Origin of the sequence: Trabulsiella guamensis ATCC 49490, assembly GCF_000734965.1 — a bacterium.
Lineage (GTDB): Bacteria > Pseudomonadota > Gammaproteobacteria > Enterobacterales > Enterobacteriaceae > Trabulsiella > Trabulsiella guamensis.
The window spans coordinates 1-24,207 of record NZ_JMTB01000034.1; the positions used below are offsets into that span (position 1 = coordinate 1).

Consider the following 24,207-nt stretch of genomic DNA (forward strand, 5'->3'; position numbering starts at 1 on the left):
AACCCGGCGTGGAGACTGACCTCCTGCGACTGGCGCAGCGCCTGTTTTGCCGCCTGCAACGCCAGCGGTGCGCGCGCGGCGATAGTTTTCGCCAGCTGTAATGCGTATTCCTGCGTCAGCGCGGGCGGACAAATGTCACTCACCAGTCCGGCCTCGCGGGCGCGTCTGGCATCGATGCTTTCACCACTCAGCACCATACGGCTGGCCAGCGCTTTACCGACAGAGCGAATCAACCGCTGGGTGCCACCGGCACCGGGCATGATGCCGAGCGTAATTTCCGGTAACCCGAAACGGGCGTTTTCTCCCGCCAGCACGGTGTCGCAGAGCATCGCCAGCTCGCAGCCCGCGCCCAGCGCATAGCCATTCACCGCCGCAATCAGCGGTTTATTGAAAGCATCGATGCGCGCCCACAGCCGCGGGCGAACGTCGTTTAATGTCGCAACGAGATCGTTGTCTGCCATTTCATTGAGATCCGCCCCGGCGGCAAAAAAGCGTTCATTGCCGCTGATCACACAGGCCACAATCGCCGGGTTTTGCTCAGCAGACTCCAGCGCATCAGCAATCTGCATCAGTAACGTGTTATTCAACGCATTGCGCGCCTGCGGCCGGTTGAGGGTCAGCAGCAGCACGCGGTCATACTGTTCTGTCAGCAGTTCGCTCATGCCATCCCCTTCGCGTCAAAATCGACAATCACGTCCGGCGTGATCGGCAGCGCCTGACAACTCAGCACATACCCGGCAGCCAGTTCATCGGCTTCGAGACTGTAATTGGTGGTCATTGTGACGTTACCGCGCAGCACTTTGCATTTGCAGGTGGCGCAGACGCCGCCCTTGCAGGCGTACGGTAAATCGGCCCCCTGACGCAGCGCGGCATCGAGAATGCTTTCGTCGTCAGCGGTCAACGTAACCTGACGGTCGCGCCCGTCCTGCCGCACGGTGACCGTCTGCCCCTGCGCCTGTACGCTGGTGGTTCGGCGTACGCCGCTACCAGGTGTATTAAAGCGCTCAAGGTGTATGGATTTTTTCGCCATACCGAGTGCCAGCAGCGCGGTTTCCGCGTCGTCCATCATTGCCGCCGGGCCACAGATAAAGGCTTCATCAAACTGACTGAAGTTGATCAGCGTGCGCGACAGCGCCTGCAGTTTTTCACTATCAATACGCCCGTGCAGCAGATCGCTGTCGAAAGTTTCCTGGCTGAACAGGCAGACCAGTTGCAGACGCGTCGGGTAGCGGTCTTTGAGATCAGCCAGCGCCTGGCGAAACATCATGCTCTGGCTGCTGCGGTTGCCGTAAATCACGGTAAACAGGCTGTCCGGTTCGGTCGCCAGCGTGGTTTCCACAATCGCCAGCATCGGCGTGATACCGGAACCGGCAGCGATGGCGAGATAGTTACCGCGGCGGTCTGGCTGTGGCTGATAGCCGAACAATCCCTGCGGCACCATGACATCCAGTACCATGCCCTGTTTAATCTCCTGACGGGCATAGTTCGAGAAACGCCCGCCATCAATGGCTTTTACCGCCACGCTGATTTCACCGGGCCGCGCCCCCCGGCAGATGGAATAACAGCGGCGCAGCTCGTCGTTACCCAGCCGGGTTTTCAGCGTCAGATGCTGACCGGGGCGGAAGGCATAAGCCGCCTGTAACGCATCAGGCACCGCAAAGGTAATGGTTACCGCGTCGCGGGTTTCGGGTTCAACTTTTGCCACCGTAAGCGAATGGAACGTCGTCATGGCAACCTCAAATACATTTAAAGTAATCAAAGGGTTCGCGGCAGTTGTCGCAGCGGTACAGCGCTTTGCAGGCCGTCGAACCGAATTCGCTGATAAGCGTCGAGTGATTGCTGCCACAGCGCGGGCAACTGACCGTTTCGGGGATCCCGGCATGGCAGGCATGGGCCTGTGGCGGGCTGATGCCGTACTGACGCAGCCGTTCGCGGGCATCAGCACTCATCCAGTCAGTGGTCCACGGCGGATCGAGTTGCAGCGAAATGTGCACTGGCGTATAGCCGTTGTCGGTCATGACTCGGCGGATTTCGCCCAGCAGATGTTCGGTCGCCGGGCAGCCGGAATAGGTCGGCGTGAAGCCAATCACCCAGCCGTCACCCTGCTGCGCTACGCGGCGCACCATGCCTAAATCGGTAATGGTGAGCACCGGCACTTCCGGGTCCGGAATTTGCCCCAGCAGCACCCATATCTGATGCACTTCGGCAGGGGCAAGGGTGGTGAGACGTTGCATGCTGACCTCCGGTTACCACTGTTGCGCGGGATACATTCGCTGCAGATACTGCATCTCCGCCAGCACTGGACCGAGATGTTCGGTATGCAGCCCCTGCTTGCCGCCCCTACGGTAAGCCGCGTCGGCGGGCACGTTAAGTCCGGCCTCGCAAAAACCCCTGGCGATTTCCGTTTCCCATTCAGCGCGTAGCGTACGCGGATCAACTGCAATCCCCTGCTCGCTCAGCGCGATATCCAGCGCATCGGCGTCAAACAGTTCGGCAGTAAAGCGCCAGGCATTGTCCAGCGCTTGCTGCATGCGCTGCGTGGACAGTTCGGTACCCTGTCCAAGACGCACCATCCACCCGCGGCTGAAACGCAGGTGGTAACGCGCTTCTTTGATGGCTTTGGCGGCAATGGCGGCAATTTGCGGATCACGGCTGGCGGTCAGGCGGCTGAACAGCGCGACGTGCCAGGCATCCATCAGATACTGGCGGGCAATCGTGTCGGCAAAGTTGCCATTCGGCTGTTCAACCAGTAACAGGTTGCTAAACTGGCGTTCATCGCGGAAAAAAACGAGCGTGTCTTCATCGCCCTCGCCATGGCGTTCTGCGGCATACGTCAGAAAATTGCGCGCCTGCCCCAGCAGATCGAGACCGATATTGGCGAGCGCCAGATCGATTTCCAGCTCCGGCGCATGGCCGCACCAGGCGGAAAGCCGCTGTGCCAGTACCAGACAATTATCACCGAGGCGCAGCGCGTAAGTGGCGATGGGGTCGTTCGTTATCATCACCACCTCACATATGCTCAATGCCGTCAGGAATGGTGTAGAACGTCGGATGACGGTACACTTTGCTTTCTGACGGGTCGAAAAACTCACCGCGCTCTTCCGGCTGCGAGGCGACGATCTCACTGGCTTTTACCACCCAAATTGAACAGCCTTCATTGCGGCGGGTGTAGGCGTCGCGGGCATTTTCCAGCGCCATGCGATCGTCTGCGGCATGCAGACTGCCAACGTGACGATGGGAAAGCCCCTGTTTGCTGCGAACAAACACTTCATACAATGGCCAGTAAACATTGCTCATCATGATCCTCCTCAGGCGACGTGGCGGGCATGTTGTTTCTGCGCGTGGGCCAGCGCAGCTTCGCGCACCCACTCACCGTCGTCCCACGCTTTGCGTTTTGCGGCGATGCGTTCGTAATTGCAGACGCCGCGTCCGTTAATCACCTCGTTAAATTCCTGCCAGTCGATCTCACCAAATCGGTAATGGCCGCTGGCCTCGTCGAAATGCAGATCCGGATCCGGCACAGTCATACCCAGCATTTCCACCTGGGGAATGGTGTTGTCGACGAAGCGTTGACGCAGTTCATCGTTAGAATGCCGTTTGATTTTCCACGCCAGGCTGCGGGCGCTGTTCGGCGAGTTGTCGTCATTCGGGCCAAACATCATCAGTGACGGCCACCAGAAGCGGTTGATGGCGTCCTGTAGCATCTGACGCTGGGCATCACTGCCCTGTGACAGTGTCACGCAAGCTTCAAATCCCTGGCGCTGATGAAAACTCTCCTCTTTACAGATTTTCACCATCGCCCGCGCATACGGCCCATAAGAGGTCCGGCACAGCGCCACCTGGTTAACAATAGCGGCACCATCCACCAGCCAGCCGATCACCCCGATGTCCGCCCAGCTCAGCGTCGGGTAGTTAAAAATCGAGGAGTATTTCATCTTGCCATCGAGCATCTTCTGATAGAGATCCTCTCGGGCGCAGCCGAGGGTTTCCGCGGCACTGTAGAGATAGAGGCCATGACCGGCTTCGTCCTGAACTTTTGCCAGCAGAATGGCCTTACGGCGCAAAGACGGCGCGCGGGTGATCCAGTTCCCTTCCGGCAGCATGCCGACGATTTCGGAATGCGCATGCTGACCAATCTGGCGGATCAGCGTTTGGCGATAGGCATCCGGCATCCAGTCCTGCGGCTCGATGGCGGTTTCCTGCGCGATGCGCTCGTTAAAGCGTTGCTCTTCTGTCACGTCATCACCTTATGATTCCAGTTAAACCCGCTTATCGTGATATTGCGAATCACTTTGCTTTATAAAAGTTACATAACGGTTAACTAAAAACACAAATTATGTTTATGTTTTCTGTGACATCACTCGCAACCCATTTATTAACGTCAAGTATTTTCAATAGGTTAATTTTTTAGAACATAAAGACAGCGGTCTCATTGTTAATAAATTATTAAATTCATCCTTGATTTTTATGATTCATAATCAAACTATGTAATGCAAAGCAACGTAACACTTTGGAGATCGATGATGCAGCAGTTAACCAGTTATTTATCCGGCGAGTGGCAAGCAGGCCGCGGTCGTGCGCGCGAAATCCATCACGCCATTACCGGCGACGTGCTGTGGGAAGTGAGCAGTGAAGGTCTCGACATGGCGAAGGCGCGACGCTTTGCGATTGAGCACGGCGGCAAAGCATTACAGGCAATGACCTTCATTGAGCGCGCGGCGATGCTCAAAGCTGTCGCCCGCCACCTGCTGGAGCAGAAAGAGACCTTTTACGCGCTGTCCGCGCAAACCGGCGCCACGCGGGCCGACAGTTGGGTGGACATTGAAGGCGGCATCGGCACGTTGTTTACCTATGCCGGGCTCGGCAGCCGCGAACTGCCGGACGACACCCTGTGGCCGGAAGATGATCTGATCCCGTTATCGAAAGGTGGCAGTTTTGCCGCCCGCCATGTGCTGACATCAAAATCCGGCGTCGCGGTACATATCAACGCTTTTAACTTCCCCTGCTGGGGAATGCTGGAAAAACTCGCACCAACGTGGCTGGCGGGCATGCCAGCCATCATCAAACCCGCTACCGCGACGGCACAGGTCACTCAGGCGATGGTGAAAGCCATTGTCGACAGTGGTCTGGTGCCGGACGGCGCCATCAACCTGATTTGCGGCAGCGCGGGAGATTTGCTTGACCATCTCGATACGCAGGATGTGGTGACCTTCACCGGATCGGCATCTACCGGCCAGATGCTGCGCGTTCATCCCAATATCGTCGCAAATTCAATACCGTTCACCATGGAAGCCGATTCCCTGAACTGCTGTGTGCTTGGCGATGATGTCACGCCGGAACAGCCGGAATTCGCCCTGTTCATCCGCGAAGTGGTGCGGGAAATGACGGCGAAAGCCGGACAAAAATGTACTGCGATCCGCCGTATCATCGTGCCACAGGCGCAGGTGCAGGCGGTCAGTGAGGCGTTGATTGCGCATCTGAAAAAAGTCACGGTGGGCGATCCCGCGCAGGAGGGGGTGAAAATGGGCGCGCTGGTCAATGCTGAACAGCGTCAGGATGTGCAGGAGCGCGTGAACACACTGCTCGCCGCGGGGTGTGAGATCCGTCTCGGTGGTAAGGCCGACCTTAACGCCGCAGGCGCGTTTTTCCCGCCGACGTTGTTATGGTGCCCGCAGCCGGACGAGACGCCTGCCGTGCATGAGACAGAAGCCTTTGGCCCTGTCGCCACACTAATGCCCTGTCAGGATCGCGATCATGCACTGGCGCTGGCGTGTGCCGGGCAAGGCAGCCTCGCCGGAACACTGGTTACCGCTGACGGTGAACTGGCGCGTGCGTTTATCCTCGGTGCCGCACGTGCGCATGGTCGTATTCAGGTACTGAATGAAGAATCTTCGAAAGAATCTACCGGACACGGTTCACCGCTGCCGCAACTGGTTCACGGCGGCCCGGGGCGCGCGGGTGGCGGTGAAGAGCTGGGCGGTCTGCGGGCGGTAAAACACTACATGCAGCGTACGGCAATTCAGGGAAGCCCTACTATGCTCGCCGCCATCAGCAGGCAATGGGTACGCGGTGCGCAAGTGACAGAAGACCGTATCCATCCGTTCCGTAAATATTTCGAAGAATTGCAGCCGGGCGACAGTCTGCTGACACCGCGCCGGACCATGACTGAAGCGGATATCGTTAATTTTGCCTGTCTGAGCGGTGATCACTTCTACGCCCATATGGATAAAATTGCCGCAGCGGAATCATTGTTTGGCGAGCGTGTGGTGCATGGCTATTTCGTGATTTCCGCTGCTGCCGGGCTGTTCGTGGATGATGGCGTCGGACCGGTTATTGCCAATTACGGCATGGAGAATCTGCGGTTTATCGAGCCGGTAAAACCTGGCGACACCATTCAGGTTCGCCTGACCTGTAAGCGCAAGACGGTGAAACGGCAGAAAACCGCTGAAGAGAAACCGACCGGCGTGGTGGAATGGGCCGTCGAGATTTTCAATCAGCATCAGCAGACAGTGGCGCTCTACTCCATCCTGACACTGGTCGCGCGTCAGAAAGGCGACCTCTGATCCGCAGCAACATTGCCGGGCAGCATTCCGCCTGCCCGGCACGCAAAAACTTCCCAACCTGGCACATCTGACAAACAACCTGGCAGCAGCAGGCAAACACCTTTGCGCGTCTGCCTGTCAGGATAATGTTGTCACAACGCTCACAACACAACAAAACAATAAGACGAGGTCAAACATGGGAAGCCGCTCTTTTTTCTCTCCCCGCAGAACGACGCTGGCGCTGGCTGTCGCGCTGTGTTGCTCCTGGCAGTCTCCGGGCTTCGCCCACGGCGGTGAAGCACACATGGTGCCGATGGACAAAACGCTACAGGAATTTGGCGCTGACGTGCAGTGGGATGATTACGCTCAAGTTTTTACCCTGATCAAAGATGGCGCGTACGTCAAAGTTAAACCGGGCGCGAAAACCGCCATCGTCAACGGCAAGCCGCTAACGCTGCAGGTGCCGGTGGTGATGAAAGAGAATAAAGCCTGGGTTTCCGACACCTTCATCAACGACGTGTTTCAGTCCGGGCTGGATCAGACCTTCCAGGTCGAGAAGAAACCGCATCCGCTCAACTCGCTGACCGCCGATGAGATCCGCGCGGCGGTGGAAATTGTCAAAGCCGCACCGGACTTCAAACCTAACACCCGCTTTACCGAGATTTCGCTGCGTGAACCCGACAAAGCCGCGGTCTGGGATTTTGCTCTCACCGGCAAAGCGGTCAGCGCTCCGCGCGAAGCCAATGTTATCATGCTTGACGGTAAACATGTCATCGAAGGCGTGGTTGACCTGCAGAATAGAAAAGTAACTTCCTGGCAACCCATTAAAGACGCACACGGTATGGTATTGCTGGATGATTTCGCCACTGTACAGAATGTCATCGACAACAGCAGCGAGTTTGCGCAGGTGTTGAAAAAGCACGGTATCAACGATCCGAAAAAGGTCATTACTACCCCGCTGACTGTCGGCTATTTTGACGGCAAAGATGGTCTGAAACAGGATGCACGGCTACTGAAAGTCATCAGCTATCTCGACTTTGGTGACGGCAATTACTGGGCACATCCGATTGAAAATCTGGTAGCGGTGGTTGATCTCGAGCAGAAGAAGATCATTAAGATTGAGGAAGGCCCGGTGATCCCGGTACCGCTGACGCCTCGCCCGTATGATGGCCGTGACCGCGTGAAACCAGCGCTGAAACCGCTGGAGATCATCGAACCTGAAGGAAAGAACTACACCATTACCGGCGATATGATCCACTGGCAGAACTGGGATTTCCACCTGCGCCTGAACTCGCGCGTCGGGCCGATTCTGTCAACCGTGACGTATAACGACAATGGCAAGAAACGCAAAATCATGTATGAAGGTTCGCTCGGCGGGATGATCGTCCCCTATGGCGACCCGGACACCGGCTGGTATTTCAAAGCCTATCTTGATTCCGGCGATTACGGTATGGGTACCCTGACCTCGCCGATCGTGCGCGGGAAAGATGCGCCGTCCAACGCCGTGCTGCTTGATGAAACCATTGCCGACTATGCCGGTGTGCCGATGGACATTCCCCGCGCTATCGCCGTGTTCGAACGCTATGCCGGGCCGGAGTATAAACATCAGGAACTGGGGAAACCGAACGTCAGCACCGAACGCCGCGAACTGGTGATCCGCTGGATCAGCACCGTCGGCAATTATGATTACATCTTTGACTGGATCTTCCACGAAAACGGCACCATCGGCATTGATGCCGGGGCGACGGGTATTGAAGCGGTGAAAGGCGTGAAAGCGAAAACCATGCATGATCCCTCCGCGAAAGCCGATACCCGCCATGGCACGCTGATCGACCATAACATTGTCGGCACCACGCACCAGCATATCTACAATTTCCGTCTTGACCTCGATGTGGATGGCGAAAACAACCGGCTGGTGGCGATGGATCCTGAAGTGAAGCCAAACACCGCTGGCGGACCGCGCACCAGCACCATGCAGGTGAATCAGTACACGATCGGCAGCGAACAACAGGCAGCGCAGAAATTTGACCCCGGCACCATCCGCTTGCTCAGCAATACGCAGAAAGAAAATCGTATGGGTAACCCGGTGTCGTATCAGATTATCCCTTACGCAGGCGGCACACACCCGGTGGCGACCGGTGCGAAATTTGCCCCGGATGAGTGGATTTACCATCGTCTGAGCTTTATGGATAAACAGTTGTGGGTGACGCGCTATCATCCGAACGAGCGTTTCCCTGAAGGCAAATACCCGAACCGCTCGACGCACGATACCGGGCTGGGGCTGTACAGTAAGGACAACGAGTCACTGGATAATCATGATGATGTGGTGTGGGTAACCACCGGCACGACTCACGTCGCCCGCGCCGAAGAGTGGCCAATCATGCCAACAGAATGGGTGCATGCGCTGTTGAAACCGTGGAACTTCTTCGATGAAACCCCGACGCTTGGGGAAAAGCAGAAATAAAGAAAGGGGCGCAAGCCCCTTTGTTGATTCAGACCGTTAATACCGCACGCACACCGACTTCGTCTCACACCAGCCGTCCAGCCAGTCGGGGCCGAAATCGCGGCCGGTGCCGGACTGTTTCATGCCGCCGAACGGTAGGTTGGCGTCGATCAGCGTGTGACTGTTGATCCACACGGTTCCCGCCTGCAGTCGATCGCTGTAAGACAGCGCATGTGACAGGTCTCGCGTCCAGACGCTGGCGGTCAGTCCGTATTCAGTGTCATTCGCCAGTCGCAGCGCCTCTTCGCCGTCGGCGACGCGTACCAGATTCACCACCGGGCCGAACACCTCTTCACGGTTCAGGCGCAGACTGGCGTCAGGGTTTACCACCAGCGTCGGCGCCACGTAATAACCATTGCCCCCCGGCCCGGCATTGCCGCTCAACAGCTCGGCATTATTTTGCTGCGCTTCCTGCAGGAACGCCTGCACTTTGTCGCAGTGCGCCCGGGATACCAGCGGGTTAATATTCGCCGTTTCGGACATGCCCGGCCCGACGTTCAGGGATTTCACCGCCTGTTCAAAACCGCTCACCAGATTGTCGAACAGCGGCGCTTCGATGTAGATCCGTGAGCTGGCGGCACACACCTGTCCCTGATTGAGGAAACTGCCGGTCATTAGCCCTTCAATAACCCATTGGGGGTCAGCATCCTTCAGTACAATTGCCGGGTTTTTACCGCCGAGCTCCAGCGTGACGCGGGTTAAACGGTCGGCGGCGCTGCGTGCGATCTGCTTACCGGTCGCCGTTGAACCGGTGAAGCTCACTTTTGCCACCTGCGGATGCGAGGTCAGCGCGGTACCGCACTCGCTGCCACTGCCGGTCACCACGTTGAACACACCATCCGGGATCCCCGCTTCGGTCGCCAGTTCGGCCACACGCAGCAGCGTCAGCGGCGTGGTTTCCGACGGTTTAATGACGATGGAGCAACCTGATGCCAGTGCTGGCATCACCTTCCACATGCCAATCATTAACGGGAAGTTCCATGGCACGATCCCGGCGACTACGCCGACAGGCTCTTTACGCGTCCACGCCTGGTAGCGCGCCCCTTCCGGCATCGGGATAGAGACATCCAGCGTGCTGCCGGTGATTTTTGTCGCCAACCCTGCGGTATAGCGCATCCAGTTAAGGGTACAGCCCACTTCAAAAGCACGGGAAATGTGAATCGATTTCCCCTGTTCAAGGGTTTCGAGCTGCGCCAGCTCTTCCGTGTGCTGCTCAACCAGATCGGCGAAACGCAACAGAATGCGCTCGCGTTCTGCCGGTAAGCGCCCTGCCCATGTGCGGGCGACGAACGCTTTCCATGCTGACATCACCGCTTTATCGACATCGGCAGTGCTGGCATCTGCGGTGGTGGCGATGGGCTCACCGGTGGCCGGGTTGTAGATCGTTAAGCGCTTTTCACTTTGAGCCGCCTGCTGTCCACCATCGATATAGAGACCATGCTGACGATCCAGAAAAATCTGCACGCTGGCAAGCGTTGCGACCTGAGAACCGGACATACCCACTCCTTATTTTCACCAATAGTGCATTCAGTCTAGGGGGGGATAGCGGATCGCGCTTTTTTCTCTCTGACATTCGTTTTTGCCACTGTGACAGGCGCTGCAAACGGCATTTTTTGTGCAGTAAAAGTGTGCCGGGGGTAATAGTTCTTTCATATAGATGCTGACATAGGGTTGTTTTAATCAACATAACAGTAACAATATTAAAACAATTTTCCCATCTGGATGGTCTATGACACAGGCAGACGACAAAGAGAGTTACCGGGCATGGCTGGCGAAGGTCAACCAGCTATGTGGAAACTTTGCCGCACGTCCGCTGGACGGAAAGTTTTACGGTGAGATCGACTCCGGGTATGCGCGGGGGTTAAAACTGAGCACGGTGACCACCCGTGGCGTGAATTTGTACCGCTCGCGGGAAGAGATTAAGCGCGGCAATGATGCCTGGTTTTATACCGTGTTTCAGCTCGAGGGACAGGCAGTGATGGAACAGGATAACCGGCAGGTGATCCTCGAAGCGGGCGATATCACGCTTATCGATGCCGCGCGCCCCTGCTCGTTTTACTGGCAGCAAACGTCGCGTCAGGTGTCGCTGTTATTGCCACGCCAGAAACTGGAACATCTGAGAGAAATTAGTAGCGCAGAGCGGTTGCCAAACCATTTGCCGATGGTGCAACTGAGTCACCGTCTGCTTCAGGAAAGCATGACCAGCCCGGAGATGAATGAGAACGAAAGCGAGGCTGCGCTGGAAGCCATTATCTGCCTGCTGCGCCCGGTGCTGCATCAACTGGACGCCAGACCCTCGCGCCGCGACCGGCAGTTTCAGAAAATCATGGCGCTAATTGATGAATACATTCAGTCAGAGCAGTTGCGTCCGGAATGGCTGGCCAGTGAAACAGGCATGTCAGTACGTAGTCTGTACCGGATGTTTGCGGATAAAGGGCTGGTGGTGGCACAGTACATCAAAAATCGTCGGCTTGACCTCTGCGCCCAATCGCTGCGCAATGCGCACGATGATGAAAAACTGGCGGGGATTGGTTACAGCTGGGGCTTTACTGACCACAGCCATTTTTCTACGGCGTTTAAACAGCGCTTCGGGTTATCGCCAGGGGAATACCGCAAGCGTTACCGTTAGCTATTTCTTTAACCACTTACCGTTAAGACCTTTTACGTACTCGCCTGGCTGCGCGCGAGCTACCAGCTTTTTTCCGGCCATTTTCGCCACTTCATCAACCGGCAGATTATTGCTGTCCGCAAGCTGTTGATAGCTTTCACTGCGCGCATCGTTGATGCTTTTCACCAGCGCCAGAGTCTCTTTATCCTGCGCGACGGGCGCCAGATAACCACTCAAGGTTTCGCCCACGCGCCCCTGCTGCCTGGCCTCGGTGAGGGTCAGCGCTTGCGCTGAGGTGCTCATCAGGCTCAGGCCAAATAACGTTGCCAGTAGTAATTTATTCATCGGCACCTCAGAAAAGATCGCTGCGCGATTTCAGCAGGTTTTCAACGTCTTTATCCACCTTGATATGGATCTCATGTTCAATTTTGACATTCATATTGATGGTAATCGGCTCCTTTGGCGCGGCGACTTCAATGCGCGGCGTGCAGCCTGTCAGCATCATAGCCGCCAGTGCGCACAGCAGGACTGTTAACACTTTCATTGTTGTTGCTCCTTACATTCCTTGCCGCCTGAGCAGCGTGGCGCGGGTAGCGCCGCATTTTGTTCAAGCCACGCCTGCAAATTGTCACCAAAACGCAGGCTGCGCCACAGGTCGAAGACGTTTTCTTCATGGCTATAATTCAGATGCACTGTATTGCTTTTGCCTTCCACATGGCTGATACCAGTAATCGTCGCCGTTAACGTCAGCAGGCCCAGATTGTCCAAATTAATACGGGTCCACGAGCGGGAAATTTCCATATAACGCAACCAGTTGATGGCCGCTCCGGCGGCGATGTTATCCTTCACAACAGCATCGGCGGTGTCTTTATCAATGCGTAGCGTCATTGCCGACGGGTTGGTCAGCCAGCCATCTTTAATAATCCATTTTTCATTGTTCAGCCACAATGGCAATGCGCCGTTGACCGGGCCGGACATGGCAAACTGCTTCGGATTCACTGCGCTTATCAGTTCGCTGGTAGAGATGTTCTGCAGACGCAGTAGCGCGGCGTCATGCTGCGGCATCTGCAACTGCTGCATGGTGAGCTGCCCGCCGAGAATGTCGACGCTGACATCGCTCAGCAATAACGGATTTTCCTCACTCCACGGATAGCTGCCCTGCAGATCCGCCGTCAGATTTTTTGCGGTAACCTGGTTGATGATTTCGGCGATGCGCAGCGACACCGGCCGATGCGTGCCGAGCTGCCAGGTCCCCTCGCTAAAACGGAATGGCAGCACAAAATCAACGCCGTTGATTTCGTTATCCGGCATCCAGGCGCTACCGCCCTTCAGCACGCCATGACCGCCCGCTTCAAATCCCTGATCAGCCGCGGCGGAAAAGGCGACCTGCGCATACAATTCCCCGTTGCGAAGGGTCATTTTCGTTTCCGGTGGCACCAGCGGCTGAAAAACTGTCAGTGACTGTTTCGGCCACCAGGCTTCACCTCGCAGACGTTCGCCGTCCCAGCGCCCGTGCAGGCGGATCGGGCCGATCCTGTCGGCATGGAGATCACCTTTAAACAGGAAATACGTCGGATCGCGCCCGGTAACGCTGAATTTCAGCGTCGATGGCGGCAGCACACTGCCACCGGTGAAGGTGGTCGGCCCTGCATCAAACGACAGTGCGCCGGTGAATTTGGGATGCTGTTCGTCACGCTGCCACTCAACAGGCTCATCCAGCGTCAGGCGCGGTTCGCTGACCCGCATTGTGCCATATTCCAGCTTGTCAAACCCGGTAGAAAGCGTATTCAGCACGATGGCGCTGTCGCGCCACATGCCGGTTCCGGCGACGTCCCAGCGCGCCTGCATCGGCGTGAAATTACCGTCGCCCCAGTACCGCCACCGCCAGGTGCCTTTGTCCGGCAGGAAGTTATCCGCTTTACCATCCAGATGGAGGGTAAAGTCCCCCATCTCCTGTTCATGCGCCCGCAGGATGGCCTGCAGCCGCCCGTCCACGCCCTGTTGTGTGACCCTGACGCCCGCCAGCGGCCAGCGGATTTCATCAATATTCAGTGAGTCAATCACGCGCCCACGAGAACGCAATAATGCACCCGGCTCAAACGCCAGTTGCGGGGAAGTCAATGGACCGCTGAGCTCTGCGGGCAGCTTTGCGTAAAAAATGAGATCGCCCTGTTTGGCTTCGCCGGTGAGCTGCATCGGCATGGCGCTGTTGTCCGCGCTCAGTTTCCCTGGGCCGAAGGTCAGAACGGCATTGCCCTTACCTGCATCGCCTTGCGTCAGCACGTTAAGACGACCACTGATTTGCATCGTGTCGAGCCCCTGCTGCCACTGCTCCGCTTTCAGCGCCACTCGACCGCTGAGCGGTTGCCCCTGGTACGGCCAGCGCCAGCGCCCGTCGCTAATGGTCGCCAGGTGTTCACTGATTTCCCAGGGGAGGTCGAGAAGTGGGTCAGGATCACCACTGGCAGTCACAATAAGCTGCCCCCGGTTCTTCTCCCAGAGCAGTTCCGCATCCACCAGCCCTGGTCCCTGTGGTACCTCAAACGAGGAATAAAGATGACCAGAGACCGGCAAACCGTCAGGAACCAGCGGCAGGGTGAAATCTCCGACCAGCTTCACCGGCGGCTGCCCTTCCACCGTTTTCGCTACGAATTCACTGACGGTCAGCGCCTGCCCTTTCAGACGCGCCCGTAGTGAGACCGCCTCGCCCTGATAAGTTATGTCCTGGATTGCGGGCGTTAAGGCGACGCTCAGTTTTCCCTGCCACTGCTGCCAGGGAGAGAGTGTCAGACGATCAATGGTCAGCCAGCTGTTGGGTAGCATTGACTGCCATTCCGCCAGCGTTCGCGGCGCACCGGGCGTGGCCTCGCTTTCCGGCAATTTACTCAGGCAGACGGAATCCACATCTAATGAGGCGATATGCAGTTGCCAGCGGCTGGGATGGGTAATTTCTGCGCCAGACAAACGCGCCAGTTCGCAGTCGCCGACCAGGTAACGTAGAGAGGGGATTTTAACCGCTGAGCGGGTCAGACGCGGGCTGTCATCAAGCGCGATGCGGGTACCGGCTGGCAGCCAGATCCCCGCGAGCGTAGGCACCCAGCGCGTCAGGGTTAACAGCAGCGCCAGGGGAAGAATAAAAAATATCACAAGCAACGCAATGGCGGCTTTATAGCGACCCTTCATGGGCAACGAATATCCTGCTGTATTGTTATTCTGACCGGACAGAGTTGGTATTGTGGCATGTTCGCCAGGCCAGTTGAAGTCACGGCCCGTTTAAGGATAGATGCAGCCGGGGTATTCGCAACGCCGCGCCAGATGCGCACTTTTGCGAATACCCGTAGTGCCGATCAGGACTGCAGCGTCGCCAGACGTGCGGCGAAACCGACAAAGACCAGACCAATAAGGCTGTTACCGATTTTCGCCAGTTTCTTTTTGGTTTTTACGTAGCGCGTGACGAAAGAACCGGAGACGATAAGGAAGCTCAGGTAGAGGAAGCTCACCAGTTCCAGCGTCAGGGCGAGAATGAAGAACGCGATGCCCGGGCTGGCGGCGTCAACATCAATAAACTGCACAAAGAATGAGACGTAAAACAGAATCGCTTTCGGGTTAGTCAGACTGAGTACCAGCGCACGCTTGAGGATAGCGCTGCCCGGCTCCGCGTTGTCTGCGATGTGTTTGTCGCGCTGGGTCAGCGTGGCGTAGAGCATTTTGCCGCCCAGCCACAACAGGTACATGGCGCCAAGATAACGGACGATGTTAAACAGCACTGGCGTGGTTTTAATCAGCGTCGCGACTCCCGCATAAGCGAGGAACATCAGCACAGCATCACCAATAAAGACGCCCAGCGCCGCCAGATAGCCTTTGCGGATCCCATGTGCCACACCGGTTTTAAGAACAAAGAAAGTATTGGGTCCGGGAACCAGAATGATAAAAATCGCGCCAATCAGGTAGGTCCAGTAGCTTAAAACGCCAAACTCCGCAAACACGTGTTACTCCCGTTCGTCCATTGATAGCTTCCTGAAGCAGAAAGCGTTACCTTGATCACAGAATGCTAACGCAGAGCGCGTCGCCTTGAAAGACCCAAACATGCTTTCGGACACGGCATCGCCCATTCAGGTTTATGCTTACAGACATTGATAACGTTTTAATTACACGGATTAACAACATATAACCATTTGATTACAAAGCACTTCAAAAATTGTAAGAAATTTCTTAGTATGCTACCGTGACGCTATAAATCACTGGAGGAAAGCCTTATGAAAATCGCCGTTTACAGCACAAAGCAATACGATAAAAAGTATTTGCAAGAGGTTAATAACACATATGGCTTTGAACTCGAATTTTTCGACTTCCTCTTAACCGAGAAGACGGCAAAAACGGCCAACGGATGTGAAGCCGTGTGTATCTTCGTGAATGACGACGGCAGCCGTCCGGTTCTTGAAGAGCTGAAAAAACATGGCGTTAAATATATCGCGCTGCGTTGCGCCGGGTTTAATAACGTCGACCTCGATGCGGCGAAAGCGCTTGGCCTGCGCGTGGTACGCGTTCCGGCCTATTCGCCGGAGGCCGTGGCAGAACACGCGATTGGCATGATGATGACGCTGAACCGCCGTATCCATCGTGCCTACCAGCGCACCCGTGATGCCAACTTCTCCCTGGAAGGGCTGACCGGCTTCACCATGTACGGCAAAACCGCCGGGATCATCGGTACCGGCAAAATCGGCGTCGCCGCCCTGCGGATCCTGAAAGGGTTTGGTATGCGCCTGCTGGCGTTTGATCCGTACCCGAGCGCCGCGGCTCTCGATATTGGCGTAGAGTACGTTGACCTGCCGACGCTGTTTTCCCAGTCAGATGTCATTTCGCTCCATTGTCCACTGACGCCGGAAAACTATCACCTGCTGAACCAGACGGCATTCGAGCAGATGAAAGATGGCGTGATGGTAATCAACACCAGTCGCGGCGGCCTGATCGACTCCCAGGCAGCGATTGAAGCGCTGAAGACCCAGAAAATCGGCGCGCTGGGAATGGACGTCTATGAAAACGAACGCGACCTGTTTTTCGAAGACAAATCCAATGACGTTATCCAGGATGATGTTTTCCGCCGCCTGTCAGCCTGCCACAACGTGCTGTTTACTGGTCATCAGGCCTTCCTGACTGCCGAAGCGCTGACCAGCATTTCGGAAACCACCCTGGAAAATCTGCGCCAGATTGAAAGCGGCGACACCTGCCCGAACGCCCTGGTATAACCGCCTCGCCTGCCCGCTCCCCCGCGCCGGGGGAGCACTTTCAGATAATCCTCAAAGACGCAACAAACGATAGAGTTACACTCCCTCTGAAGTATTCATGTAGTGAATAAAAAGGAAGTATTAATGAGCAAGACCATTTTGCTGTTAGCAGCGGGGATGCTGCTGGCAGGTTGTGTTAACACCAGCAAAGTCACTGTCAACGCGTCACAGTTAGAACATCATCGTTTTGTGCTGGAAAGCGTGAACGGCAAGCCTGCCCCGGCTGGGAAAAATCCGCCGGAACTCAGTTTCGGAGAGAAAATGCATCTCTCCGGCAGCATGTGCAATCGCTTTACGGGCCAGGGGAAACTGTCCGAGGGTGAACTGAAAGCGAAAAACCTGGCGATGACGCGCATGATGTGTGCCGACGCACAGCGCAACGAGCTGGACAAGATCCTGAGCGCCATGCTCAGCAAAGGGGCACAGGTAGACCTGACCGGTGACCAGCTAACACTGGCAACGGCTGAGCAAACACTGGTGTACAGACTGTCGGATCGGGTGAATTAGTAGTTGCCGCACGTCCCGGTGGCAAGAGCCTGCTCTCCGCATCTTTTGCCATTGGGTAATGCACACATGCCAATCGCTGAGCCATCCAGTTGACGGGCAACAGACAACGAGCCACCAACCATTGCACAATTTGCCTGTCCGGTGTCAGACATTGCTGCTCGCATCCCTGGCGCGACATGCGCGGCGGTTGCCTGCTGTACGGGTTCGTTGCTACAGGCTGACAACAACAACACGGCGCATCCCACTAAAAAAGCTGCACGCATCTTTTTCTCTCCCCTCAATATCAGCAAAATCCTATGCATCATAGGCAGCGCAACGCCTGACGTCGAGAGCCAGATTGCGGTTTTATGCGCTACAGAAACATTTTTTTGCGATTTTTTCCATTTCCTTGCTCTCATCCGCAACGCCCTGCAGTATTGCTAATCATTTACGGCATAACAGAACAGGCTATTCTTTAATAAAGGGCAATGATTATTTTTTATATAATGCATTTTTGAATAATTACCGGACATATTGCATCATTCGCAAATACAAAAATATCGCTCGATTATTATCACTATTAAAAACAATAGTTTAATGTGAAAATAAAAAACTAACCAACAATTGATTGATATTTGTCATGCTAAACCCCAGTACAATATTGACATAAATTCATTGAGCAACTATCAAATTATATAGATCAAAGGCACTGTCAGGGATAAATAACTCCAGGAGGAGAATCATTATGACTGATATGACGGCAGGACAAACCGTAGAAGTCGTTAAAACCGCAATCGAAACAGCAGATAGCGCATTAGATCTCTATAACAAATACTTAGATCAAGTCATACCATGGAAGACGTTTGATGAGACGGTAAAAGAATTAAGCCGTTTCAAGAACGAATACTCACAGGCTGCCTCCGTTTTAGTTGGCGATATTAAAACACTACTGATGGACAGCCAGGATAAGTACTTTGAAGCAACACAAACGGTCTATGAATGGTGCGGCGTCGCTTCACAATTACTGGCAGCTTATATTTCATTATTTAATGAATATAATGAAAAAAAAGCCGCTGCCCAAAAAGACATTCTCATTAAGGTATTAGATGACGGTATCAAAAAACTCAGCAATGCCCAAAAATCTCTCCTGATAAGCTCCCAGAGCTTTAACTCAGCATCTGGAAAGCTGCTGGCGCTGGATAGCCAGTTAACCAATGATTTCTCAGAAAAAAGTAGCTATTTCAATTCTCAGGTCGATAAAATCCGCAAGGAAGCCTACGGCGGTGCGGCGGCCGGCGTTGTCGCAGGCCCCTTTGGATTAATCGTTTCCTATTCCATTGCTGCTGGCATCGTGGAGGGTAAATTAATCCCTGAGTTAAAGAAAAAGCTAAAATCAGTTCAGGACTTCTTCGTCAGCTTATCTAAAAAGGTGAAACAGGCTAATACGGATATCGATTCTGCTAAACAAAAGTTGATGACTGAGATAACCACCATTGGCGAACTGAAAACTGAAACAGAAACAACACGTTTCTACGTCGATTATGATGATCTGATGCTTTCTTTATTAAAAGACGCAGCACATAAAATGATTTCAACCTGCAACGAATACCAAAAGCGACATGGCAAGAAATCATTCGATGAGACGCCAACATCCTGATTATGATATTTGCCATGAAGCGTTCTGGTTAAGCGTACTAAAAAGACAACCCGCTGGTATGGCGGGTTGTCTTTTTTTTGTGTGGGTACCGGGGTGCATGCCACAGAACGGCTGGACATTAATTGCGACGCGAACAGAGCAGTCTTCTGCCAGAATGATGTATGACACACAGGGAAAGTGGGTATTTGCGGTGTTTACGCCAGGGGGAACCCGATAGGTTATGGCTATAAAGTAAAACTTTATTATTCAACACATTAGATAGCACTGGAAATCATATGATCACAATTGACGGTAATGGCGCGGTTGCTTCGGTGGCGTTTCGTACCAGTGAAGTTATCGCCATCTACCCGATTACGCCCAGTTCAACGATGGCGGAACAGGCTGACGCCTGGGCAGGTAACGGGCTTAAGAATGTGTGGGGCGATACGCCTCGCGTGGTCGAGATGCAGTCTGAAGCCGGGGCAATCGCGGCGGTTCACGGCGCATTGCAGACCGGAGCGCTGTCCACCTCTTTTACCTCCTCTCAGGGCCTGTTGCTGATGATCCCCACGCTATACAAGCTGGCGGGTCAGTTAATGCCGTTTGTCCTCCATGTTGCGGCCCGTACGGTAGCCACCCATGCCCTGTCGATTTTTGGCGATCACTCTGACGTGATGGCCGTGCGACAAACCGGTTGTGCGATGCTGTGCGCGGGCAGCGTGCAGGAGGCGCAGGATTTTGCGCTGATTTCGCAGATAGCGACGCTCAATAGTCGCGTGCCTTTTATTCACTTCTTTGATGGTTTCCGCACCTCGCACGAAATCAACAAAATCGTGCCACTGGCCGATGACACCCTGCTCAGCCTGATGCCGCAGACAGCCATCGACGCGCACCGGGCCCGTGCGCTGAATCCGGAGCATCCGGTGATCCGCGGGACCTCAGCGAACCCGGATACCTACTTCCAGTCGCGCGAAGCCACTAACCCGTGGTACAACGCGGTTTATGATCATGTTACGCAGGCGATGGACGATTTCGCTGCCGCCACCGGTCGCCAGTACAAGCCGTTTGAATATTACGGGCATCCACAGGCAGAACGGGTGATTGTGGTGATGGGCTCGGCCATCGGTACTTGCGAAGAGGTGGTGGACGAATTGCTGACCCGCGGCGAAAAAATCGGCGTGCTGAAAATCCGCCTCTACCGCCCTTTCTCAGCGCAACATCTGCTGGAGGCGTTGCCCGAAACGGCCCGATCAGTGGCGGTGCTTGATCGCACTAAAGAGCCGGGCGCGCATGCTGAGCCGCTTTATCTTGATGTGATGACCGCACTGGCGGAAGCCTTTAACCGCGGCGAGCGTGAAACCCTGCCGAGAGTAATTGGTGGTCGTTATGGGTTGTCATCAAAAGAGTTTGGTCCGGAGTGCGTGCTTGCGGTATTTCAGGAGTTGCGCCAGGCAAATCCCAAGCCGCGCTTTACCGTCGGGATTTACGACGATGTCACCAACCTTTCCCTGCCGCTGCCGGAAAATACCCTCCCTGCAACCGCGAAGCTGGAAGCACTGTTTTATGGTCTTGGCAGCGACGGCAGCGTGTCGGCGACTAAAAATAACATCAAAATCATTGGTAACTCGACGCCGTGGTACGCGCAGGGCTATTTCGTTTATGACTCCAAAAAGGCCGGTGGCCTGACAGTTTCGCATTTGCGCGTCAGCGAGCAACCGATTCGTTCGGCGTATCTGGTCTCACAGGCCGATTTCGTCGGCTGCCACCAGTTGCAGTTTATTGATAAATACCCGATGGCCGAGCGCCTGAAGCCCGGCGGGATCTTCCTTCTCAATACACCGTACAGCGCTGATGAGGTCTGGCCGCGCCTGCCGCAGGATGTTCAGGCCGTCCTGAATCAGAAGGAAGCCCGCTTTTATGTGGTTAACGCTGCTAAAATCGCCCGTGAATGCGGTCTCGCCGCGCGCATTAATACCGTTATGCAGATGGCCTTCTTCCATTTGACGCAAATCCTGCCTGGTGACAGCGCGCTGACAGAACTGCAGGGCGCGATTGCGAAAAGCTACAGCAGCAAAGGGCAGGATCTCGTCGAGCGCAACTGGCAGGCGCTGGCGCTGGCAAGGGAATCTCTCGCTGAAGTACCGCTGCAGCCCGTCAATACTGACAGCCCGTATCGACCGCCAGTGGTTTCCGACGCGGCACCCGACTTTGTCAAAACCGTGACCGCCGCTATGCTGGCGGGGCTTGGCGATGCACTGCCCGTCTCCGCGCTGCCACCGGACGGCACCTGGCCGATGGGCACAACCCGCTGGGAAAAACGCAACATCGCTGAAGAGATCCCCATCTGGAAAGAAGATCTGTGCACCCAGTGTAACCACTGCGTTGCCGCCTGCCCACACTCCGCGATTCGCGCCAAAGTCGTGTCGCCTGACGCGATGGAAAACGCGCCCGCCAGCCTGCACTCGCTGGACGTTAAATCCCGCGATATGCGCGGACAGAAGTACGTCCTGCAGGTTGCGCCTGAAGACTGCACTGGCTGTAATCTGTGCGTTGAAGTCTGCCCGGCGAAAGACCGACAGAACCCGGAGATCAAGGCCATCAATATGATGTCACGCCTGGAGCATGTGGAAGAGGAAAAAGTGAATTATGACTTTTTCCTCGACCTGCCGGAAATCGACCGCAGTACGCTTGAGCGCATTGATATCCGGACATCACAGCTCATTACCCCGCTGTTTGAATATTCCGGTGCCTGTTCCGGCTGCGGCGAAACACCGTACATCAAGCTGTTGACGCAGCTGTATGGCGATCGCATGCTCATTGCTAACGCCACTGGTTGTTCGTCAATTTACGGCGGTAATCTCCCTTCGACGCCATACACCACCGATGCCAACGGGCGCGGTCCGGCCTGGGCCAACTCGCTGTTTGAAGATAACGCAGAATTTGGCCTCGGCTTCCGTCTCACGGTCGATCAGCATCGCCAGCGTGTCATGCGTCTGCTCGACACCTTTGCCGATAAACTCCCCTCGGCACTGAATGACGCCCTGCATGCGGAGGCTACTCCGGATGAGCGCCGTGAACAGGTTGCCGCATTGCGCCAGCATCTGGTGGGCATTGAAGGCGCGCAGGAGCTACTCACTGATGCCGACGCACTGGTGGAAAAATCCATCTGGCTTATCGGCGGTGATGGCTGGGCGTACGACATTGGTTTTGGTGGGTTGGATCACGTGCTCAGTCTGAACGAGAACGTCAATATTCTGGTGCTCGATACGCAATGCTATTCCAATACCGGCGGCCAGGCCTCGAAAGCCACGCCGCTCGGAGCGGTCACTAAATTTGGCGAACACGGCAAGCGCAAAGCGCGCAAAGATCTGGGCGTCAGCATGATGATGTACGGTCATGTGTATGTCGCGCAGATCTCACTGGGCGCGCAGCTTAACCAGACAGTAAAAGCGATTCAGGAGGCGGAGGCGTATCCAGGGCCGTCGCTTATTATCGCTTACAGCCCCTGTGAAGAGCATGGTTATGACCTGGCGTTGAGCCACGACCAGATGCGTCAGTTGACTGCCACTGGCTTCTGGCCCCTGTATCGCTTCGACCCGCGTCGTGCCGATGAAGGGAAACTGCCGCTGGCGCTTGACTCCCGCCCGCCGTCAGATGCGCTGGCGGAAACACTGATGAATGAGCAGCGTTTCCGTCGCCTCAACGTGCAACAGCCAGAGCTTGCAGAGCAATTGTGGAAAGATGCCGCCGCTGATTTGCAAAAACGTTATGACTTCCTTGCACAACTGGCAGGCAAAGCAGAAAAAGCGCCTTCAGAATAATAACAACAATGCAATCAAAATAGCCCGAAGTGATATTCGGGCTATTCGTTTTTCACAAGGTCTTATTTCGGCTTCTCCTGTTTCGCTACGGTTTAATTTTCTGCGCTTATACTAACTTCAAAAACCATTATTTTTATGAGGTTAGCATTAATGGCCGATGTGGTTAATCAACTCATCAACACTGCTCAGCAGCACACCGTGCTGATTAGCCTCATTGTCTTTCTGCTGACGTTTACTAAATCCTGCGCCATTGTTTCGCTGGTGATCCCCGGGACTTCCGGCCTGTTATTGCTGGGTCCTCTCTCGGCCGGGAATGTCGGGCTATTTGCGATTATGTGGGCTATGGCGAGTCTGGGGGCAATAAGCGGATTCTGGCTCTCCTGGTGGATCGGGAAATACTATTATCACCGTATTCGGCACTGGCGCTGGCTTAAGCTGTCGATTATGGAAAAAAGCCGTGTATTTTTGCAGCGCTGGGGAATATATGCTGTATTTCTCGGCAGATTTATTTCACCTCTGCGGGCAACGGTGCCACTGGCCAGTGGAATGTCTGGCGTAACGCACCGTCAGTTCCAGCTGGCCAATATCAGTTCTGCATTTATCTGGACGTTTATTTTACTGGTGCCTGGTGCCATCAGTCTCGGGCTGATGGCAGATTAATGACACTCACCAAATTGCCGCTTTTGCCAGTAATCGCCCTGCCCGGCAACCGCGCCCGCGGCCCAGCAGGCTTTCAGTTGCTCTTCGTTATTGATGCCGCAGACAATCGCGCCATGACAGACCTGCGAGGCATGGGATACGATATGGCGGAGGCTATGGGTATTTAAATGTGAGTGGAAAAAAGGTGGGGCGATTTTAATATATTCAAATGGCATTCGGGTCAGCAAAGTCAAACTGGTGGAGCCCTCGCCGAAACTGTCAATCCATAACGGGCAAAGTTGCGACAACTTTCGGAGCCTCATCATTGACGAGTTTGGCCTGAATTCAGAAAACTCGCTGTCAATGCTAAGCCGCAAAAAGGAATGGTGTAATAAAAACTTCACAATGGCGGGATTATTGAGAATATAATCTGCCCCATCGTCACCAATGTTAAGGGTAACGAGTGAAGTGTCTGTGATGTCTGTTGGCAGAGAAAAAACGTAATCTAACGCTCTTTCCAGAGAAGCCGTCTCTCGCACCGGGACGAAGTTAAACACATTCTCCTCTGAGTTATTACCGGAGAATACCTTAACATAACCAGATTGCTTTTTTAGTTCCCAGGAATGTATTTCCCCGGAACGTGTTATGACGGGTTCCAACATGAATTCATAACATTGGTTCGATGAC

21 protein-coding genes are annotated in these 24,207 nt (G+C 54.9%); 8 read left to right on the forward strand and 13 right to left on the reverse strand.

Annotated elements, in window-relative coordinates; all coding sequences use genetic code 11:
- The 6 genes from paaF to paaA all read right to left on the reverse strand — a co-directional run.
- The coding region (gene paaF / locus GTGU_RS03270; protein ID WP_038154209.1) for a 2,3-dehydroadipyl-CoA hydratase PaaF at positions 1–662 on the reverse strand (662 nt) is incomplete at its 3' end.
- Positions 659–1,729, reverse strand: coding sequence for a 1,2-phenylacetyl-CoA epoxidase subunit PaaE (gene paaE, locus GTGU_RS03275; protein ID WP_038154210.1), 1,071 nt, complete (start codon positions 1,727–1,729; stop codon positions 659–661). The genes paaF and paaE, both read right to left, overlap by 4 nt.
- 7 nt (positions 1,730–1,736) lie before the next feature.
- The gene (gene paaD, locus GTGU_RS03280) at positions 1,737–2,234 is read right to left on the reverse strand and encodes a 1,2-phenylacetyl-CoA epoxidase subunit PaaD (RefSeq protein ID WP_038154211.1); all 498 of its coding nucleotides are present in this window, start codon (positions 2,232–2,234) and stop codon (positions 1,737–1,739) included.
- A gap of 12 nt (positions 2,235–2,246) precedes the next feature.
- The gene (gene paaC / locus GTGU_RS03285) at positions 2,247–3,002 is read right to left on the reverse strand and encodes a 1,2-phenylacetyl-CoA epoxidase subunit PaaC (RefSeq protein ID WP_038154243.1); all 756 of its coding nucleotides are present in this window, start codon (positions 3,000–3,002) and stop codon (positions 2,247–2,249) included.
- Positions 3,003–3,009: 7 nt separating this feature from the next.
- A complete protein-coding gene (gene paaB, locus GTGU_RS03290) occupies positions 3,010–3,297 on the reverse strand; it encodes a 1,2-phenylacetyl-CoA epoxidase subunit PaaB (RefSeq protein ID WP_038154213.1) in 288 nt (95 codons plus the stop codon).
- A gap of 11 nt (positions 3,298–3,308) precedes the next feature.
- The gene (gene paaA, locus GTGU_RS03295) at positions 3,309–4,238 is read right to left on the reverse strand and encodes a 1,2-phenylacetyl-CoA epoxidase subunit PaaA (protein WP_038154214.1); all 930 of its coding nucleotides are present in this window, start codon (positions 4,236–4,238) and stop codon (positions 3,309–3,311) included.
- Between the two features lie 285 nt (positions 4,239–4,523).
- On the opposite strand from paaA, the gene paaZ reads away from it, so the two are divergent.
- Together paaZ and tynA are read left to right on the forward strand one after the other, a co-directional pair.
- Positions 4,524–6,563 carry a phenylacetic acid degradation bifunctional protein PaaZ gene (gene paaZ / locus GTGU_RS03300; protein ID WP_038154215.1) on the forward strand — a complete coding sequence of 680 codons (2,040 nt, stop codon included), beginning with the start codon at positions 4,524–4,526 and terminating at the stop codon, positions 6,561–6,563.
- A gap of 175 nt (positions 6,564–6,738) precedes the next feature.
- Entirely contained in the window at positions 6,739–9,006 is a 2,268-nt protein-coding gene (tynA, locus tag GTGU_RS03305; protein WP_038154216.1) for a primary-amine oxidase, read from the forward strand.
- A 36-nt stretch (positions 9,007–9,042) separates the two neighbouring features.
- On the opposite strand, the gene GTGU_RS03310 is transcribed toward tynA, so the two are convergent.
- The gene (locus GTGU_RS03310; RefSeq protein WP_038154217.1) at positions 9,043–10,542 is read right to left on the reverse strand and encodes an aldehyde dehydrogenase family protein; all 1,500 of its coding nucleotides are present in this window, start codon (positions 10,540–10,542) and stop codon (positions 9,043–9,045) included.
- A gap of 232 nt (positions 10,543–10,774) precedes the next feature.
- Here GTGU_RS03310 and feaR point away from each other — a divergent pair, with 232 nt between their 5' ends.
- Entirely contained in the window at positions 10,775–11,674 is a 900-nt protein-coding gene (gene feaR / locus GTGU_RS03315; RefSeq protein WP_038154218.1) for a transcriptional regulator FeaR, read from the forward strand.
- On the opposite strand, the gene GTGU_RS03320 is transcribed toward feaR, so the two are convergent.
- The 4 genes from GTGU_RS03320 to leuE all read right to left on the reverse strand — a co-directional run bounded on the left by GTGU_RS03320 (position 11,675) and on the right by leuE (position 15,639).
- A complete protein-coding gene (locus GTGU_RS03320) occupies positions 11,675–11,998 on the reverse strand; it encodes a YdbL family probable chaperone protein (RefSeq protein ID WP_038154219.1) in 324 nt (107 codons plus the stop codon). It lies immediately after the preceding gene.
- 7 nt (positions 11,999–12,005) lie between these two features.
- A complete protein-coding gene (locus GTGU_RS03325) occupies positions 12,006–12,197 on the reverse strand; it encodes a YnbE family lipoprotein (protein ID WP_038154220.1) in 192 nt (63 codons plus the stop codon).
- Positions 12,194–14,836 carry a YdbH family protein gene (locus GTGU_RS03330; protein ID WP_038154221.1) on the reverse strand — a complete coding sequence of 881 codons (2,643 nt, stop codon included), beginning with the start codon at positions 14,834–14,836 and terminating at the stop codon, positions 12,194–12,196. The genes GTGU_RS03325 and GTGU_RS03330 overlap by 4 nt, the downstream gene beginning before the upstream one ends.
- Positions 14,837–15,000: 164 nt before the next feature.
- A complete protein-coding gene (leuE, locus tag GTGU_RS03335) occupies positions 15,001–15,639 on the reverse strand; it encodes a leucine efflux protein LeuE (protein WP_038154223.1) in 639 nt (212 codons plus the stop codon).
- Between the two features lie 270 nt (positions 15,640–15,909).
- On the opposite strand from leuE, the gene GTGU_RS03340 reads away from it, so the two are divergent.
- Both GTGU_RS03340 and hslJ read left to right on the forward strand, forming a co-directional pair.
- Entirely contained in the window at positions 15,910–16,899 is a 990-nt protein-coding gene (locus tag GTGU_RS03340) for a 2-hydroxyacid dehydrogenase (RefSeq protein WP_038154224.1), read from the forward strand.
- A gap of 123 nt (positions 16,900–17,022) precedes the next feature.
- Positions 17,023–17,445 carry a heat shock protein HslJ gene (gene hslJ, locus GTGU_RS03345; protein WP_038154225.1) on the forward strand — a complete coding sequence of 141 codons (423 nt, stop codon included), beginning with the start codon at positions 17,023–17,025 and terminating at the stop codon, positions 17,443–17,445.
- Here hslJ and GTGU_RS03350 read toward each other — a convergent pair.
- Positions 17,442–17,708, reverse strand: a complete 267-nt coding sequence (locus GTGU_RS03350) for a putative hemolysin (protein WP_038154244.1) — start codon at positions 17,706–17,708, stop codon at positions 17,442–17,444. The genes hslJ and GTGU_RS03350 overlap by 4 nt on opposite strands.
- A gap of 461 nt (positions 17,709–18,169) precedes the next feature.
- On the opposite strand from GTGU_RS03350, the gene hlyE reads away from it, so the two are divergent.
- From hlyE to GTGU_RS03365, 3 genes are all read left to right on the forward strand, one after another.
- Positions 18,170–19,081, forward strand: coding sequence for a hemolysin HlyE (hlyE, locus tag GTGU_RS03355; protein WP_038154227.1), 912 nt, complete (start codon positions 18,170–18,172; stop codon positions 19,079–19,081).
- A 275-nt stretch (positions 19,082–19,356) separates the two neighbouring features.
- On the forward strand, positions 19,357–22,881 hold the full coding sequence (gene nifJ / locus GTGU_RS03360) for a pyruvate:ferredoxin (flavodoxin) oxidoreductase (RefSeq protein ID WP_038154228.1): 3,525 nt from the start codon (positions 19,357–19,359) through the stop codon (positions 22,879–22,881).
- A gap of 150 nt (positions 22,882–23,031) precedes the next feature.
- Complete coding sequence (locus GTGU_RS03365; protein ID WP_038154230.1) at positions 23,032–23,541, forward strand: DedA family protein; 510 nt, start codon at positions 23,032–23,034, stop codon at positions 23,539–23,541.
- Here the strand turns inward: GTGU_RS03365 and GTGU_RS03370 are convergent.
- Positions 23,538–24,182, reverse strand: a complete 645-nt coding sequence (locus GTGU_RS03370) for an EAL domain-containing protein (protein ID WP_038154232.1) — start codon at positions 24,180–24,182, stop codon at positions 23,538–23,540. The genes GTGU_RS03365 and GTGU_RS03370 overlap by 4 nt on opposite strands.
- Positions 24,183–24,207: the final 25 nt, after the last annotated feature.